This window comes from Streptomyces sp. NPDC002671 (assembly GCF_053592475.1).
This window is the reverse complement of sequence record NZ_JBSFVU010000010.1, coordinates 66170-79540: the sequence shown is the minus strand read 5'-3', so window position 1 is coordinate 79540 and position 13371 is coordinate 66170. Positions and strand designations below refer to the sequence as shown.

General features: G+C 68.4%; 16 protein-coding genes. 4 read left to right on the top strand and 12 right to left on the bottom strand.

Features of this window, described 5'->3' with window-relative positions; genetic code table 11:
- Nucleotides 1-122: 122 nt before the first annotated feature.
- The 4 genes from ACWD35_RS17375 to ACWD35_RS17360 all read left to right on the top strand — a co-directional run bounded on the left by ACWD35_RS17375 (nt 123) and on the right by ACWD35_RS17360 (nt 3272).
- Nucleotides 123-581: a hypothetical protein gene (locus ACWD35_RS17375; protein ID WP_451352100.1), complete on the top strand. Its 459-nt coding sequence runs from the start codon at nt 123-125 to the stop codon at nt 579-581.
- Between the two features lie 75 nt (nt 582-656).
- Nucleotides 657-1346 carry a hypothetical protein gene (locus tag ACWD35_RS17370; RefSeq protein WP_451352099.1) on the top strand — a complete coding sequence of 230 codons (690 nt, stop codon included), beginning with the start codon at nt 657-659 and terminating at the stop codon, nt 1344-1346.
- Between the two features lie 303 nt (nt 1347-1649).
- The gene (locus ACWD35_RS17365) at nt 1650-1883 is read left to right on the top strand and encodes a hypothetical protein (RefSeq protein ID WP_451352098.1); all 234 of its coding nucleotides are present in this window, start codon (nt 1650-1652) and stop codon (nt 1881-1883) included.
- A 198-nt stretch (nt 1884-2081) separates the two neighbouring features.
- The gene (locus ACWD35_RS17360; RefSeq protein WP_451352097.1) at nt 2082-3272 is read left to right on the top strand and encodes a cytochrome P450 family protein; all 1191 of its coding nucleotides are present in this window, start codon (nt 2082-2084) and stop codon (nt 3270-3272) included.
- A gap of 339 nt (nt 3273-3611) precedes the next feature.
- Here the strand turns inward: ACWD35_RS17360 and ACWD35_RS17355 are convergent, their stop codons facing one another.
- The 12 genes from ACWD35_RS17355 to ACWD35_RS17300 all read right to left on the bottom strand — a co-directional run bounded on the left by ACWD35_RS17355 (nt 3612) and on the right by ACWD35_RS17300 (nt 13049).
- Nucleotides 3612-3791, bottom strand: a complete 180-nt coding sequence (locus ACWD35_RS17355) for a hypothetical protein (protein ID WP_101401362.1) — start codon at nt 3789-3791, stop codon at nt 3612-3614.
- Between the two features lie 439 nt (nt 3792-4230).
- Nucleotides 4231-5037, bottom strand: coding sequence for a hypothetical protein (locus ACWD35_RS17350; protein ID WP_451352096.1), 807 nt, complete (start codon nt 5035-5037; stop codon nt 4231-4233).
- A 332-nt stretch (nt 5038-5369) separates the two neighbouring features.
- Complete coding sequence (locus ACWD35_RS17345; RefSeq protein WP_340375811.1) at nt 5370-5600, bottom strand: hypothetical protein; 231 nt, start codon at nt 5598-5600, stop codon at nt 5370-5372.
- Nucleotides 5601-5638: 38 nt separating this feature from the next.
- On the bottom strand, nt 5639-6157 hold the full coding sequence (locus tag ACWD35_RS17340) for a hypothetical protein (protein WP_451352095.1): 519 nt from the start codon (nt 6155-6157) through the stop codon (nt 5639-5641).
- A gap of 276 nt (nt 6158-6433) precedes the next feature.
- Entirely contained in the window at nt 6434-6922 is a 489-nt protein-coding gene (locus ACWD35_RS17335; protein WP_451352094.1) for a hypothetical protein, read from the bottom strand.
- 213 nt (nt 6923-7135) lie between these two features.
- A complete protein-coding gene (locus ACWD35_RS17330; RefSeq protein ID WP_451352093.1) occupies nt 7136-7273 on the bottom strand; it encodes a hypothetical protein in 138 nt (45 codons plus the stop codon).
- A gap of 112 nt (nt 7274-7385) precedes the next feature.
- Nucleotides 7386-10259 (bottom strand): hypothetical protein, encoded by a 2874-nt coding sequence (locus ACWD35_RS17325; RefSeq protein ID WP_451352092.1) that lies wholly within the window; start codon nt 10257-10259, stop codon nt 7386-7388.
- Nucleotides 10259-11002: an AAA family ATPase gene (locus tag ACWD35_RS17320; protein ID WP_451352091.1), complete on the bottom strand. Its 744-nt coding sequence runs from the start codon at nt 11000-11002 to the stop codon at nt 10259-10261. Before ACWD35_RS17320 ends, ACWD35_RS17325 begins: the two co-directional genes overlap by 1 nt.
- A gap of 25 nt (nt 11003-11027) precedes the next feature.
- Entirely contained in the window at nt 11028-11369 is a 342-nt protein-coding gene (locus ACWD35_RS17315; RefSeq protein ID WP_451352090.1) for a hypothetical protein, read from the bottom strand.
- A 63-nt stretch (nt 11370-11432) separates the two neighbouring features.
- Nucleotides 11433-11597 carry a hypothetical protein gene (locus ACWD35_RS17310; protein WP_451352089.1) on the bottom strand — a complete coding sequence of 55 codons (165 nt, stop codon included), beginning with the start codon at nt 11595-11597 and terminating at the stop codon, nt 11433-11435.
- A gap of 15 nt (nt 11598-11612) precedes the next feature.
- Nucleotides 11613-11918, bottom strand: a complete 306-nt coding sequence (locus ACWD35_RS17305; RefSeq protein ID WP_451352088.1) for a hypothetical protein — start codon at nt 11916-11918, stop codon at nt 11613-11615.
- 495 nt (nt 11919-12413) lie between these two features.
- Nucleotides 12414-13049, bottom strand: a complete 636-nt coding sequence (locus ACWD35_RS17300) for a hypothetical protein (RefSeq protein WP_451352087.1) — start codon at nt 13047-13049, stop codon at nt 12414-12416.
- Nucleotides 13050-13371: the final 322 nt, after the last annotated feature.

The window sequence follows — 13371 nt, the reverse complement described above, 5'->3', positions numbered from 1 at the left end:
GCGAAAGATCGATACGTGGTGGTGTGCAGTCTTCAGCCGGACAGCTCCCGGGCCCTGTCCGGCAACTCCTGCCTGTGCTGAGGCGCAACCGCCGTCCACTGGCGGAGAGACTCAGCGCCCTGATGGCCTCCCGTCGGGATGCCAAGGACCGCGCGTTCTCGTCGCGCACCTTGTCTGCTGCCGTGGACGCACTGCCCGGCGATCACCCGTCGGTGTCCCACGCTGCCATCGCCAAGCTGGCCAAGGGAGCCCAGGACAACCCGACCGTGGGAACCATCCTGGCGCTGTGCGAAGCTTTGGGCGGTGTTCCACCCGCGCACCTTCTGCCGCACGACAGCTACGGCGATCTCAAGGCCCTGGAGGCCTTCGAGGATCCTTTGCTGCGCCGCGTACTGGCACTACTGAACGGCATTCCTCCTGACGAGGTGCAGAACGTCATCGCGGACCTGGAACGCCGCCGCGGTGATCTTGGCCTGGAGCCGGTGCCTGACGAGACGGCCCAGACGCAGGGCAGGCGCCAACGGCGCCGGAGTATGGACGAAGCCGCACGGTATGCGGCAGATTCATTGGAGGGGCTGTAAGTGGTCGACGGCATAGTCTTCGGGACGTGCACCGTAGCCGGATTGGTGGTCACGGTGCTCTGCACGCGGAGGGCCGTGGGCAATCCGCGGGTCTCCACCTGGGCGATCGCCCTCGCCTTCGGGGTGTGCACACTGGGCGTCCTGTGCGCCGTCCCCGCGGTGGCCGATGCGCTGCAGCACATCACGGGCGTGCACAACGTCGGCAAGCTGGTGGCTCACATTTGCGCGGTCCTGTGGTGCGCCTTCCTCCAGATCACGATGGTGGACCTGGCCTACCGGCCCGAGTATCTGAAAGCCGCGATGTTCCAGCGCGGCTTCGCCGCCGCGGTGGAACTGATGATCCTGGTACCGCTCTTCCTGGCCACGAACCGACCCGATGTCGAGTTCACAACCGAGTACGTCGATGACCCGAAGGTCGCCGCCTACCTGCTGATCTACCTCTCCTACGTCCTGGTCACCTGCACTGAACTCGCATTCATGTGCGGCAGGACGGCACGCCGTAACTGGGGCATCAGACCGTGGAGTGGCGTCGGCTTCGCCTTGTCCTCCGTGTCGGCGGCCCTCGGCCTGGCGTACGCGTTCTCCAAGGGCTCGTACATCATCTTCTACACCCTCGACAATCCCTGGCCGCTGAAAGCCGAGGAGGTTGTGAGCCCCACGCTGAGCGGACTGGCGGTGCTGTTCCTCTTCGGCGGCCTGACGCTCCCCATGATCGGTGCCCTGCGTGAGCGCCTTCGCGACAAGAAGGCACTGACCGGAGACTAATTAGCAGTGAAGCCGAATGTGGACATCAACGGGGAAGGCCCAGCTGCCGTGGTTAGGGAATGGATGGCCCGCCTGGCGACGGCCGGCGGCCGTGTGGAGTGGACGGAGCCGGAGGACAGGGATGGCTGAGGGACGCGAGTCCTGAAACGAAGAAAAGCCCCCGGCCTCGCCTGCGCAGGACGAGGGCCTTCTTCGGCTTCTACGAGGAGGCTGGCAAGCCGCTGCTCTCCCGCCAGGGTGGCTCGCTGTTGCCGGTCCAGCAGATCGACGAGACGTTCATCGGGCGCCACTTCGGCCAGAAAGATGAGCTTCGGTGTCAGGACACCGGACAAATTCGACGAGCACCTCCTGAACATCCGCTCCAGCCTCACCGGCATCCTTCGCCACTCCTATCGCCGCATCACTTTCCTCGGTCTCACCCGGCCGAACCAGCACCCCTTCCAGATCTTCCAGGAGATCGACGACCGGTCCCGCTCGGAGGCCCGCCGAGTCGAGATCTACACGGACGACACCCTGCTGTGCTCGAGCCCTGGGTGAGCCGGACTGTCTCCGCCGCATCAGTGTTCCAGATCTGCAGAAATCATGCGAAATTGCTGCTTGTGTCCTCGAAATGCGGCGCGGAGCCGACTATGTATCGCGAATCATGCCGGGCATAGCGGCCCGGAGAGGGCCAATCGGGCGGCCGGGCCAGAGCCCGAGAACCGCTCATTCCGTCGGGCGCCTTAGGGTGGGCGCATGGATCTTGCCGACGATTTGACAACCCGCCCATACGATGTATATCAGAGGCTGCGGACCACCTCTCCGGCATACCGCATCACGGGAACGGATGGGCAACCTGCCTGGCTCGTGACCCGGTTCGACGACGTTCGCGCAGGCCTTGCCGATCCGCTGCTGTCGCTGGACAAGACGCATGCGCGTGAGGGCAATTACCGGGGGCTGTCCCTGCCTCCGGCTCTGGACGCCAACCTCCTGAATATGGATCCTCCCGACCACACACGTCTGCGTCGCCTCGTCGGGAAGGCCTTCACCCAGCGCCGGGTCGAGCAGCTGCGCGCGCCGATCCGCTCCACCGCCGACCAACTCCTGGACGCTCTGGGCGCGGGCGGTACCACAGACCTGATCACCGCCTATGCGGCCCCGCTGCCGATCACCGTGATCTGCGATCTCCTCGGCGTCCCGGCAAGCCACCGCAGGGACTTCCGCTCCTGGACGACAGCGCTGATCGCCCCGGATCCGGCCCGCCCCCACGAAGCCAAGAAAGCCATCGTGGCCATGCTGGGCTTCTTCACAGAGCTCGTTGCCCACAAGCGGCGCGAGCCGGCCGACGATCTCCTTTGCGACCTGATCGCCGTACGGGACACGGAGGGCGACCGGCTCGCCGAGGACGAGCTGATGTCCTTGGCCTTCCTCATCCTCTTCGCCGGCTACGAGAACACCGTCCAGCTGATCGGCAACGCGATCCTGGCCCTGTTGCAGCATCCGGACCAGATGGCGCTGCTGAGGCAGGACCCGTCCCGGATTACTGCCGCCGTCGAGGAGTTCGCCCGATTCGAGGGCCCGGCCTTGCTTGCGATCCGGCGCTTCGCGATCGAGGACGTGACGATCGGCGGCGTCCGGATTCCGGCGGGCGAGACGGTACTGCTGTCCTTGTCCGCCGCCAACCGCGACCCGGACCGCTTCCCGGACCCGGACCGCCTGGACCTCGGCCGCGACGCCGTCGGCCACCTGGCGCTCGGCCACGGCATCCACTACTGCCTGGGCGCACCCCTGGCCCGAGCCGAGACCGAGATCGCCCTGGCCGCGCTCCTGGAGCGGTTCGCGGATCTCGAGCTCACCGGGAAGGAACCTCGGTGGCGGCCTTCGCTGCGCGCCCGCTCACTCCTCGAGCTGCCGGTGCGCTACGCAGGCACCCAGGCCTCGTCCTGACCAGGGCACTCGCCGAAGACGCCGCTGCCCTTCCCGGCGAGGGCAGGGCAGCTAGATAGCGTCCCTTCTCCTCATACCGGTGTCAGGACAGTGGTGTCGGCGTGATGCTGTCGGCGTAGCTCGGACAGCGGCAGTGGGTAAGCAACGCCGTTACGGCGCTGCCTGAGCATCGAGACCGGCTTACCCAACAGGTCTCGTATGCCCTGTTCCTGGGCCTCAGCGAACGCGAAACGCTCCGGCTGGACTTTCAAGGTGAGCTTCCACTGCTTCTGGCCGGCCCGGACGCACAGCCCGCCGCAGCTGTGCGGCACGGCAGGCAAGGTGTGCGGCAACCGGGGGTCAGGGCTTGCGGTCGAGGTTCACCGTCATCGTCGGCGTCCACTTCTCGATGGGGCGGCGTACGGCCCTGCGCTCCCTGACAGCCTCCTGCGCCAGGCGGTTGGCCTCCTGCGCGTCCGGCGCGTCCACCTCGACCTCGGCACCGGCGTGAGCATGAAGAAAGACTTTGTACCGGGGCATGCGTTCCTCCAACTGGCCACAGACTGAGCGGGAATACGGCGCGGCCACAATCGGCGCGACAGTGATCTGTAACGGCGCTGTGCAGCACGGGACTTGCTGCTGCCCTGGCCGCCTGCCGCGCTGTGCCGCACCCAGAAAGCTACGGTCCTGCTCCCCCTGCTGGCAGAGCGGTGACCAGGAACAACACCGCCGCACCGCTGCGCGCTGGTGGCCGTGGCGGACCCGGCAGCCAGACCGTGGGAGTGTCGACGGTTCGGCGCGGGCTCGGCAACTGCGATCGATGCGCCCGGCCGGCTGGGCGGGCGGTGTCCGGGAGACGGCAGCACGTGGGGCCCGAACCCGGGTTGCCGGGTACGGGCCCCACCACGAACGCGTGGCTGCCGCTCAGCGGTCCCGGCTGCCGGGAGTGTCACCGGCGTCGGGGTGGGCTGGTGATCCGTTAGGCCGCCCACTTTCCGGACCGTTCGAACTCGCCGGTCGTGAGGTCCACGATCAGGTGGTCGCCGGGCTGCGGCGGGGTGTCGGCGGCGATGTCTGTCAGCAGGTCCCGGAACATGTCGTCCAGGTCGGCGTACAGCTCCTTCTCGTCACCGTCCTCGGTGAAGTCCTCGAACTCGTCCACCGACCCGTCCGCGTGGTGGAGGTAGACCCTCGACTCGTTCCAGAACACGCCGTTCTCCGCCGGGGAGTCGGTCACGAACTCGACCCGGGCGACGGGCTCGCCTGCGCTCGGGGGGATGTAGAACAGGGCGCGCAGAACGTCCACGAACATGGACTCGCGGCGCCGGATGCTGGCGGCCGTGAGGGAGCTGGCGGCGGCCGTGAGCTGTTCCAGCGACCAGTGGGCGGTCGCCTGCTCAAGGGCAGCATGGTCGGCCAAGAACGAGGCGCTGAGACGGCCCACGCGCATGGGCCGGGCCGAGGTGGCGGCCAGGTGCGCCGCATCGCCGGTGGTGACGAAGCTGTTCGGAGCCAAGTCGGTGGTGCTGCCGTGCTGCTCCTCGTACAGCTTGATCAGGGTCGAGCAGACCTTGCAGTCCGTTGCCGGGAATTCCTCCAGCTCCGAGTGGATGCGGCAGTTGCCAGCCGCGTCGACCGGCCAGCCATGGCGGTGCTCCAGCCAGTCGTTGTAGTCCATGCCGGTCAGCCCGACGAACTCGTACTGCTCAGTCGGCTGCTTCTCCCACTGCTCGCGCAGCCTGTCCATGAACGCCTGACGATTCACTGAGCTGGTGTCCTGAGACACATGTTCTCCTCTCGTTTACTTGCGGACACCACGTCCGCATGGAGCCCTGGCCGGGAGGCGAGTCCGGCTGTGGTCGGTGTGTGGTGGCCCGGCCCCGGTGGAGGGGGATTTGGGGGCCTGGGGCCGGGCTGGGGTGGGGTGGGCGCGGACCGGTCCTGGGGGCCGGTCCGTCCTGCCCTGGTCTGGGTGTTCCCGGGGCTCTGCGGCGCGGAGGCCGGGGCACGAGGGGCGCGGGGCCGGGGCCCTGCGGGGGTGCCGGCCGGGCGGGGCCCGGTGCGCGCCGCCGGGGGCCCGGGGTGGGCCCGAGGTGGGGACGTGGGGGCCCGGCGGGGTCAGTTCAGTACGCGGAACGTGCGCCAGTCGGCCCACTCGATCCAGGTCGGCCATTGCGGAACGGACCCGTCAAGGATGCGCGTGGCGCCGTTCTGCTGCTGGTAGTCGAGGAGTCGCACGCGTCGGGTGGCGGCGATGAGCACGGTTCGGGAGTCGACCATGACCGAATCGTCGACCTCGATCAGCTTTCCGATGTGCTCTGCCGACAGGTCGGCGAGAGTTGTGCCCATATCAGGTGCTGCTCCTTGGTGGCGGGTGGAGGGGTTAGTTAGGCGGCCTTGTAGCTGTTCAGCTTCTCGGTCAGTTCGGCGCGGGCGAGCTTGAGGGCCTGGATCTTGCCGTTGATCTTGTCGATGGCGTCCTGGACGGCTTCGGCGCGCTTGGTGTCGAGGAACTGGGCGTAGGCGGCCTCCCGCGCCGGGGTGGCCTTGTCGGCCTGGTAGGTGGTGACCAGCCCGGTGACAAGGTCCTGGACCTTCTCGAAGGTCTCCTTGCTCGCCCGCTCGGCGGGGGCGTTGGTCGGGTAGGCCGCCGCGAGCATGGTCCGGCGGAACTTGATCAGCGGCGCGGCCCCGTTGTCCGTGTCGGCGGTCAGGTCGGCCGGGTTGACCAGGTGGTGACCGACCACGTACGGCTGGTCGCCGTCGCCCAGCATCGGGACGTCGGTGCGCTCATGGCGGTCGATGCTGCCCTTGCCGAACTGGATGTTCAGCAGGCCCGCCACGGCCGGGGCCAGCTCGTGGTTCGGGTGGACCCCACGCAGCTGCCCCTTCCCGACACGGCGCAAGCGCGGGGTCGTCCGAGTCGACGCCGTTGGTGATGGCCATAGCCCGATACGACTCATACAGCGGCACATCGGAGTGGACCAGCAACAAGTCCACTCCCCACATCCTGACCTTGAGGTTGTGGGCCACGGTTCGCGGCAGCACGGCGTAGGCGCCCTGCTCGTCGACATCGTCAACACCCCGGGGGTTCATCACTCGCCGGAGGGGCGGCTGAAGAAGCTCACTGAGCCGGGGCCTCATACCGTCGGAGCCTGAAGAAGTAGACCGGCTCCGACAGCTCACCTGTCGAGGCCAGCCGGCTCACGGGTGACCACGCACACCTTGTCGTAGCAGAGCGGGTCTCGGCTGCCGTCCTCGAAGACGAGCGCGTAGCCGGTCACCGGCGAGTTCGGCACTACTGCGGCGAGCCGCTGGAAGGAGAAGTTGTACGTGTGCGCGGGCTGGAGGACGCCTCGGGCCTCGTCCACCCCGTGCGGGTCGTCGCGCCAGTACGCACGGCAGACCAGCTTGCCAATCAGTTCCCTGCTACGGCAGTACACCTCGTCAGAGGTGCTGATGTACTCGTACGCCCAGCCCTCGGCCGCCGCCTTCGCCTCGATCTCCGCGTGCCGCCTACGCACACGGTCGTAATGCCGGTTGTCGCTGCACCGTCGGCAGCAGCTCTCCCCGTTCTCCGGGTCGGTGAAGACACCCGGCTCCTGGAAGGAGAACAGCTCGTCCGGCTTGTGTCCGCAGCCAAGTATCTGGTGGTGGTTGATGAGTTCCATGCCGCTCCTAGAACGTGACCCGATTGCGGAGCATCTGCAGACCGTCGTTCGGGTCGACCGTCGACATCTGGTGGCTGTTCAGCAGCAGGGTTCGAGTCGTCGTGCTGGACGTCGTGCCGACCGCGAACGCCTCGGGGTCGACGTTGCGTTCGCGCCGTACTCGGCGAACCGGTCCGCGCGGTCTTCCGCCTTCTCGTACCGCTCGGCCTCCGCCTACGCGAAGCTGCGCCGCGTGGCGTTGTCGATGACCCGGCACACCTTCAGGCCGAGTTCCAATCGCAGGGCGAGGGACAGCCGGTCAATGCTCCACGTGTCGGCCTTGTGGTCGCGCGCGCGTGGTACCGAATCCACGCCCCGACCGTCTTGGACCAGCGGATGCCCATACCGCCCCGGCGCCCGTACCGCTTCCGCTTCAAGATCTCCCGCACGCCGCCGGGTGGGTGTCACCTTCAACGCTCGTTCCCTAGGCGCGGCTGTGGCGAATGACGATGTCCGCCGCCGCCTCGTCGTCCACCTCCGTTATGACCTCGTCGGCGTCGCTGCCCGCGCGGGACTCGTCGGCCGCCTCGGCCTGCTCCTCGGCTGCCTCGTCGTTCTCGGCCTCGGCGGCCTCCATGGTGCGCGGCCCGTCGAAGTAGCCGGGAAGATCACCGGTCTTGCACCCCAGGTCAGCGGCCACGCAGAACGCACACCGGCCCACGGTGTTACGGGTCTCCCACAGGGTGACGCCTTCCAGGGTGTGAACGTCCGTCATGCAGGTTCCGAACCCGTCCAGCTTCGTCACGACGTACCCGGCGACCACGCCCCCGTTACCCCGCTGCTCCCCGTTGTGGGTGCAGGCGGGGCGGCTTTCGCCCCGGGAAAACTCGACGGCCGCACCACACGAGCAGCACCCGCCCACCATGACCGGCGCGGCCGTCTCGGCCTTCGCGTCCTTGACGGGGTAAACGCGTCCGTCGGCGGACCGGTACAGCGTCCCCGCCTCGATCAGCGGCACCACACGGGCAGCGGGCACCCTACGGCCCGCGTGCCCGAACCCGTCACCGCGCTGCCACAGCAGACCCGCCCCGGCCCACTCGACCACCTCGGCATCCGTGCCCGGCTCGGCGGTCTGTACGAACTCACGCGACGCCCACAGCTTCGGCGACTCCTGCGCCTCCGGCTCCTCATCGGCGGCGAGCACGGCGAGCGCGGCCCTGCCTGCGTCCATGGCGGCCTGAAGGTCGAGCCGGTACACCCCGTACCGCTCATCCACCGACGTGCACAGCGCGTGCCAGGTGTCGGCCGTGGCGTCGGTGAGGTTGGCGGGGATCGCCAACAGCGTGTCGTCCGCCTCGGTCGTGATCGGCTTCTCAACGCCGTTGACGTTGTACGTACGCGACACGTGCCGCTCATCGTCGTTCGAGCCCTCATCGAGGCGGACCGAGGTAGCGCCGGGCCGGTACCGGGTAATGACGTGCCCGATGTACGCGGCCGACAGCACCGCCGCCGCGTTCTCGTCCAAGCCCTCACGCCCCAACGCGTCGATCACGGCGAGTTCGTCATCAGTCGGCGTCGCGGCCTTCAGTGCCGCGCGCTCTTCCTCGGCCTTGCGCAGCGCTGCCGCCTCCGCCTCCGCCTTGGCCTCCGCATCGGCGGCGGCCTGCGCGGCCTTCTGCTCCCCGGGCCAGGTGTCCCCGGCCGAGAGCCAGTGATAGGGGCCGTCCTTGACTGCGGTATGCCGGGTATCCTTCTCCGGCTCGGTCACGGCGCCGATGCGCACGGCCTGAGACCAGAGGCGGAACGCGGCCTCACCCTCATCGGTGAGACCGAACGCGCGCACGCCGGGGGCGACGGCGTACACCTTCACGAACCCGGCCAGCCACAGGCCCGGTACCCGCTGCTTGTTGATCTTCGCGGAAACGTCGGCCTTGTCGGGGGAGACGTCAAAGGCGGTGAACCCGTCGGCGGTCTCGCGCACCTTGCCCTCACGCATCCATCCGAGGGCGCGCCACTGGTCCCGGCTGAAGTTCAGCGACTGGGCGGCGTCGATGTCGTCGGGGGTCATGGTGTCGGCGTCCTGTGCGGCGTGCCGGTCCAGGTGGAGGCGGGCGGCGTCGTCGGCCTCATCGCGGGAGGTGTACACGTACGCGGCGGAGACGTCGGCCACCGGGTCGCCGTACTTGTTGAGGGCCATGGAAACGGGGCTGTGCCGGTCGCACTCGGCTACCCACTTGGTCTCGCGGACGTCCAGCGCGACCGCCCGCGCGGGGGTCGGCGTGTTGTAGGCGTCGCCGGAGGCGGGGACGTCGGCGGAGAGACCGGGAACGGGCTTGCCGTCGGCGTGCGCCCTGACGATGTCGCGGATGTCGTCGGTAAACGGCTCGTTGTTGATCACGGACGGGTGGGCGATGCGCTCACCGTCGGGGGAGACCACGATCCACGGCCACTCGCGGCCGTCCTCCTGCACGATCGTATACACCTGCCCGCGCGTGGTCGCGTGCCACAGAAACCCTGTGATCCGCTTCACCGTGATTCGCCGCTTACCCGCCATGTCCGTGTGTCCATCCGTGTCGTTGTCGTGGTCCTGCTGTCTGTCGCTGTCGCCCGGAGGAAGGGCGGGGAAGTCCTCGATGCCCCGCGCTGCCAGTTCCCGGCACTCCCCGCACCGCCAGTCCAGCGGCCACACCCCCCGGCAGCACCGGCGCGGCGCGGTGCGCTCGGCCTCCTGTGCTGCCTCGCGGCGGGCCTCCCGGCGGTCCCGGATCTGCGCCCGCCGCATCAGGGCCTCGATGCGCTTGCGGGTCTTCTCCGCCTCGACGCCCACCCGCTCCGCGCCCTTCCAGACGACGGCCAGGCGGCGGCGTTCCTCACCGCCCCTGGGAAGCACCGGCAAGGCGTGCGCGTCCTGGCCGGCGTGGCTGTCCCACTGGCGGGCGCGGCGGGCCTTGCGAACCGACGCCATGACGTCGGCCTCATCGCGCAGCACGCCCGGCCCGGCAGCCTCGGCGAGCCTGAGCGCCTCGTGTCCGTCCTCCGTCGCCACGACCAGGCCCGAGGCGTGACGCGCGAGGTATCCGCAGCGGGCGAGTAGCCGCACCCGCTCACCCTTGACCCGCCGCCCTGTACGGCCGTCCGCGTCTACCGCGTGGAACCCGGAACCGTCGCTCTTCAGGCCACCGGCGACAGCCAGCCGCACCGTGTCCACGAACGCGGCGCACCAGCCGAGAACGGCCATGGTCCGCGCGGCGTCGCTATCCGGGCCCTGTGAGCCGGCCGCGACCTGGGGGCCAGCGACCAGCGCCAGCCGGGGGCGGGGAGCCGCCCCGAAGAGGGCGGCCGTCGTCTTGCTGCTCATCAGGCCCTCCACCCAACGCGAGCGGGGTCGCGGTCGTAGCGCCGGAGTGCTGCGCCGGTGACGAGCTCGACGGTCTGGGCGGTGACCTCCGTCTCGCGGGAAGCCATAGCCGTGGCGGCAGCCGTCTCAAGGCGGCTGAGCGCCTGGCGCACGTCGCCGGCGGACAGGTTCGCGATCAGTTCGAGCACTTGAGACTCTGCGCTGACGTGGCCATCGAGGCCAGGGTCCTCATTGAGCGCGCGGGCGAGGAGCTTCACGATGTCGGCGGTACTGATCGGCTTGAGCACCATGAGGATCGAACGCGACACCAGCGCAGCGCTCACGCTGAAGCTCGGGTTCTCGGTCATCGCGCCGATCAGCGAGATGACGCCGTCCTCCACGGCAGGCAGGAGCACGTCCTGCTGATCCTTGGAGAAGCGGTGGATCTCGTCGATGAACACGAGCGTCCGGGTGCCATCGGCGTCGAGCTCCTTCCGGGCCGCGGCAAGCACCTTGCGCACCTCGGCGACGCCCGCCGACGTGGCAGAGAGCTCGACGAAGCGGCGGCTCGTCTGGTGCGCGACGACGCTGGCGATGGTGGTCTTGCCGCATCCGGGCGGGCCGTACAGGAGCACTGAGGTCGCGCCGCGGCCGGACACGAGCAGTTCGAGCGGCGAGCCAGGGAAGACGAGGTGCGCCTGGCCCACCACCTGGTCGAGCGAGGTGGGCCGCATGCGGGCGGCCAGCGGTAGGTGGCTGGTCATGATGTCCTTTCCGACCCTGCGTCGTTCAGGCGTCGAGAAGTGCGCAGACGGGGCACTCGGGTGCTCCCGATGGCGCGGCGCGCTGCACGGTGTAGCCGCATAGGCAACCGTGGGGTGTGCCGTCGCTTACGTGCATGAAGGCGTGTTCTCGCCCCCGGATCCGATTGCGGGCATCGGTGATCTCACCGGGTTCGGCGAAGGTGATGCTGCTGACGCCCATCGGGGCGCGATTCCCAGCGATGGACTTCTTGAGGGCCGCCACATTCGGGTCGTCGTCATCGACGTCCAGCCCGGTGAACGTGACGTTCTGATTCGCCGGGTTCGGCTTGGGGATCTTGCGGGGCCTGCCGGCGGTGAAGTCCTGCATTGTGCTGTCACTCCTCTGTCGTGTGTTGGGCTTCTCGGCATCTCACGCTGTTGCGGTGCCGGATCAGCCGAAGAGATGGGCGTGCTGTTCGTCGCTCAGGTCGATCTCGGCGCTCTGACCGGTGGACCGGTCGATGACGGTGAGGACGCAGGCGTCGTCAGCGGACGGCTGAGCTGCGCTCTCGGTGACCTGAGGCTCAGCGCCTTGTTCGTATCGATAGTCAGACACGCCGTCAGAGTGCGTTCACGAGAGGCCGGAAGGGACCAGGTCGTTCCAGAGGGGTTCGACCCTGACGCTGATAAGTTCGATGTCAGTGCCCGGGCTCTCCTCGATTGCGCGTGCGAAGCGCCGGCGCAGGGCCGCAGCCTTGCTGCGGGCCTTCTTCTGATCGGCGAACGGGCCGACGGTCCGTGTGAAGGTCCGGGTCTTTCCGGTCTTCGGCTTCGACTGGCGCATGAGGATGACGACGGCGAAGCCGCTCGCCTCGGCCGCCAGTAGCTTCTCCCACGAGGGGTAGGTCTGGCGGGTGGTGTTGCTGTAGGCCTGCATCAGCGAGCCTCCTTGTCGTTGGGGTCTTGGTGATCGGGGCTCGTGTCGTGGTACCAGCCGTAGTCGCGCCGGTCGCTCTTCCCCTCGCACCAGCGCCCGTCGCACGAGTGCAGCCAGGGCGGGTGGTGGTGGAGGTGCGGGCATGGCCGGAATGGAGCGTTAGGCAATCGAGTCCCTTTGGTGTCTGGTTGGCGACTGATGCGTGTCCCGGTCGGCGCACCGACGGGTCTCATCGGTGTCTTGCTCGGTGCATCGGTCATCGGCGTCGCCCTCGCGTCTAGCCGGTGGCCGCAAAACGTTTCGTCAGGGACGTCACCGGGACCCGGGAGGACTCCTGACGAGACGTCGACGTACAAGCAGGGATCGGGCCGGGTGTTCGCGCACCCGGCCCGTTCCGGCATCGGCCCCGCACCTGGGTCGGGCTACGCCGACCCAGACCCCTGAGGCCAGCGCCCGTAGGGCGCGAAGCCGAGGGGAGCCGAGGGGGTCACTCCGTCAGCCATCGGAGCGTGACGCGAGGTGCTCCTCCCACTGGGCGAGCAGTATGGCGCGAAGCCCGGTGGTGAGCAGGGCCACGGCCGCAGACAACTCGCGGGGCGTGGTCAGCGCGCCCATCTGAGCGGCCGCAGCCGAACTGCTTTGCCCAGCAGCGGCATTGAGTGCCGCCTGAACGGCATGGCGGACGGTTTCCGTGACGCGCATCTGGACTTCGGTGTCCTCCAAGTCGGCAGCAGTGACCTGCCCGCGCCCCATGAGGCGGTTGGTCTTGGAGGCGACATCAAGGGTGGCAAGCGCGTCGTCGTCCGCCGCGGGGGCGAGAGCGGAGAGGTTCGCGCCGCCGAAGGCAGTACGGAAGCGTGACGGGCAGTGGGCGTGAAGGTCCATGGCGAGCTCCTCGGCGAGGCCGCGGACGGCTACCAGACCGTACGTGCTGGCCAGTTGCGTCATGAGTCCGAGCGCTGCGTGAAGATCCCCCTGCCTGAGGGCTATCAGGTAGGCGTCGGTGACGGTGCGTATGAGCTTCTCGGGAAGCGCGGTACTGGACACGATATTTTCCCCGTTCAGGTGTTCGGGTGGCTGCGCGCCGGCGAACTCCCAGGTGCTGGGGTTGTCCCAGTCGTGATCGGTCATGAGAGCGCTGCTCCTTGAGCTTGTTGGGTACGGCAGCTGGCTGGGGCCAGCAACGAAACTGCCGGTGGAGCTGGGCTGGTCGTTCCAGCACGGCCTCACCGGCAGGCGGGTGTTTCTTTGGCTCCCGAGCCGGCTGTGCCGGCCCAACGCTTGCGCTTCGGAGCGGGTCTTCGAACTACCCATCGTGGTCACTGAGGTCGATCACCGCTGATTGGCCCGTCGCGCTGTCGGTGACGGTGAAGACACGGGCATCCCTGTCAGTGGCACCGTCGCGGCCGAACTGGTCTGCCCAGACCTGGCGAGCGGCCCCGAGAGCTGTGCT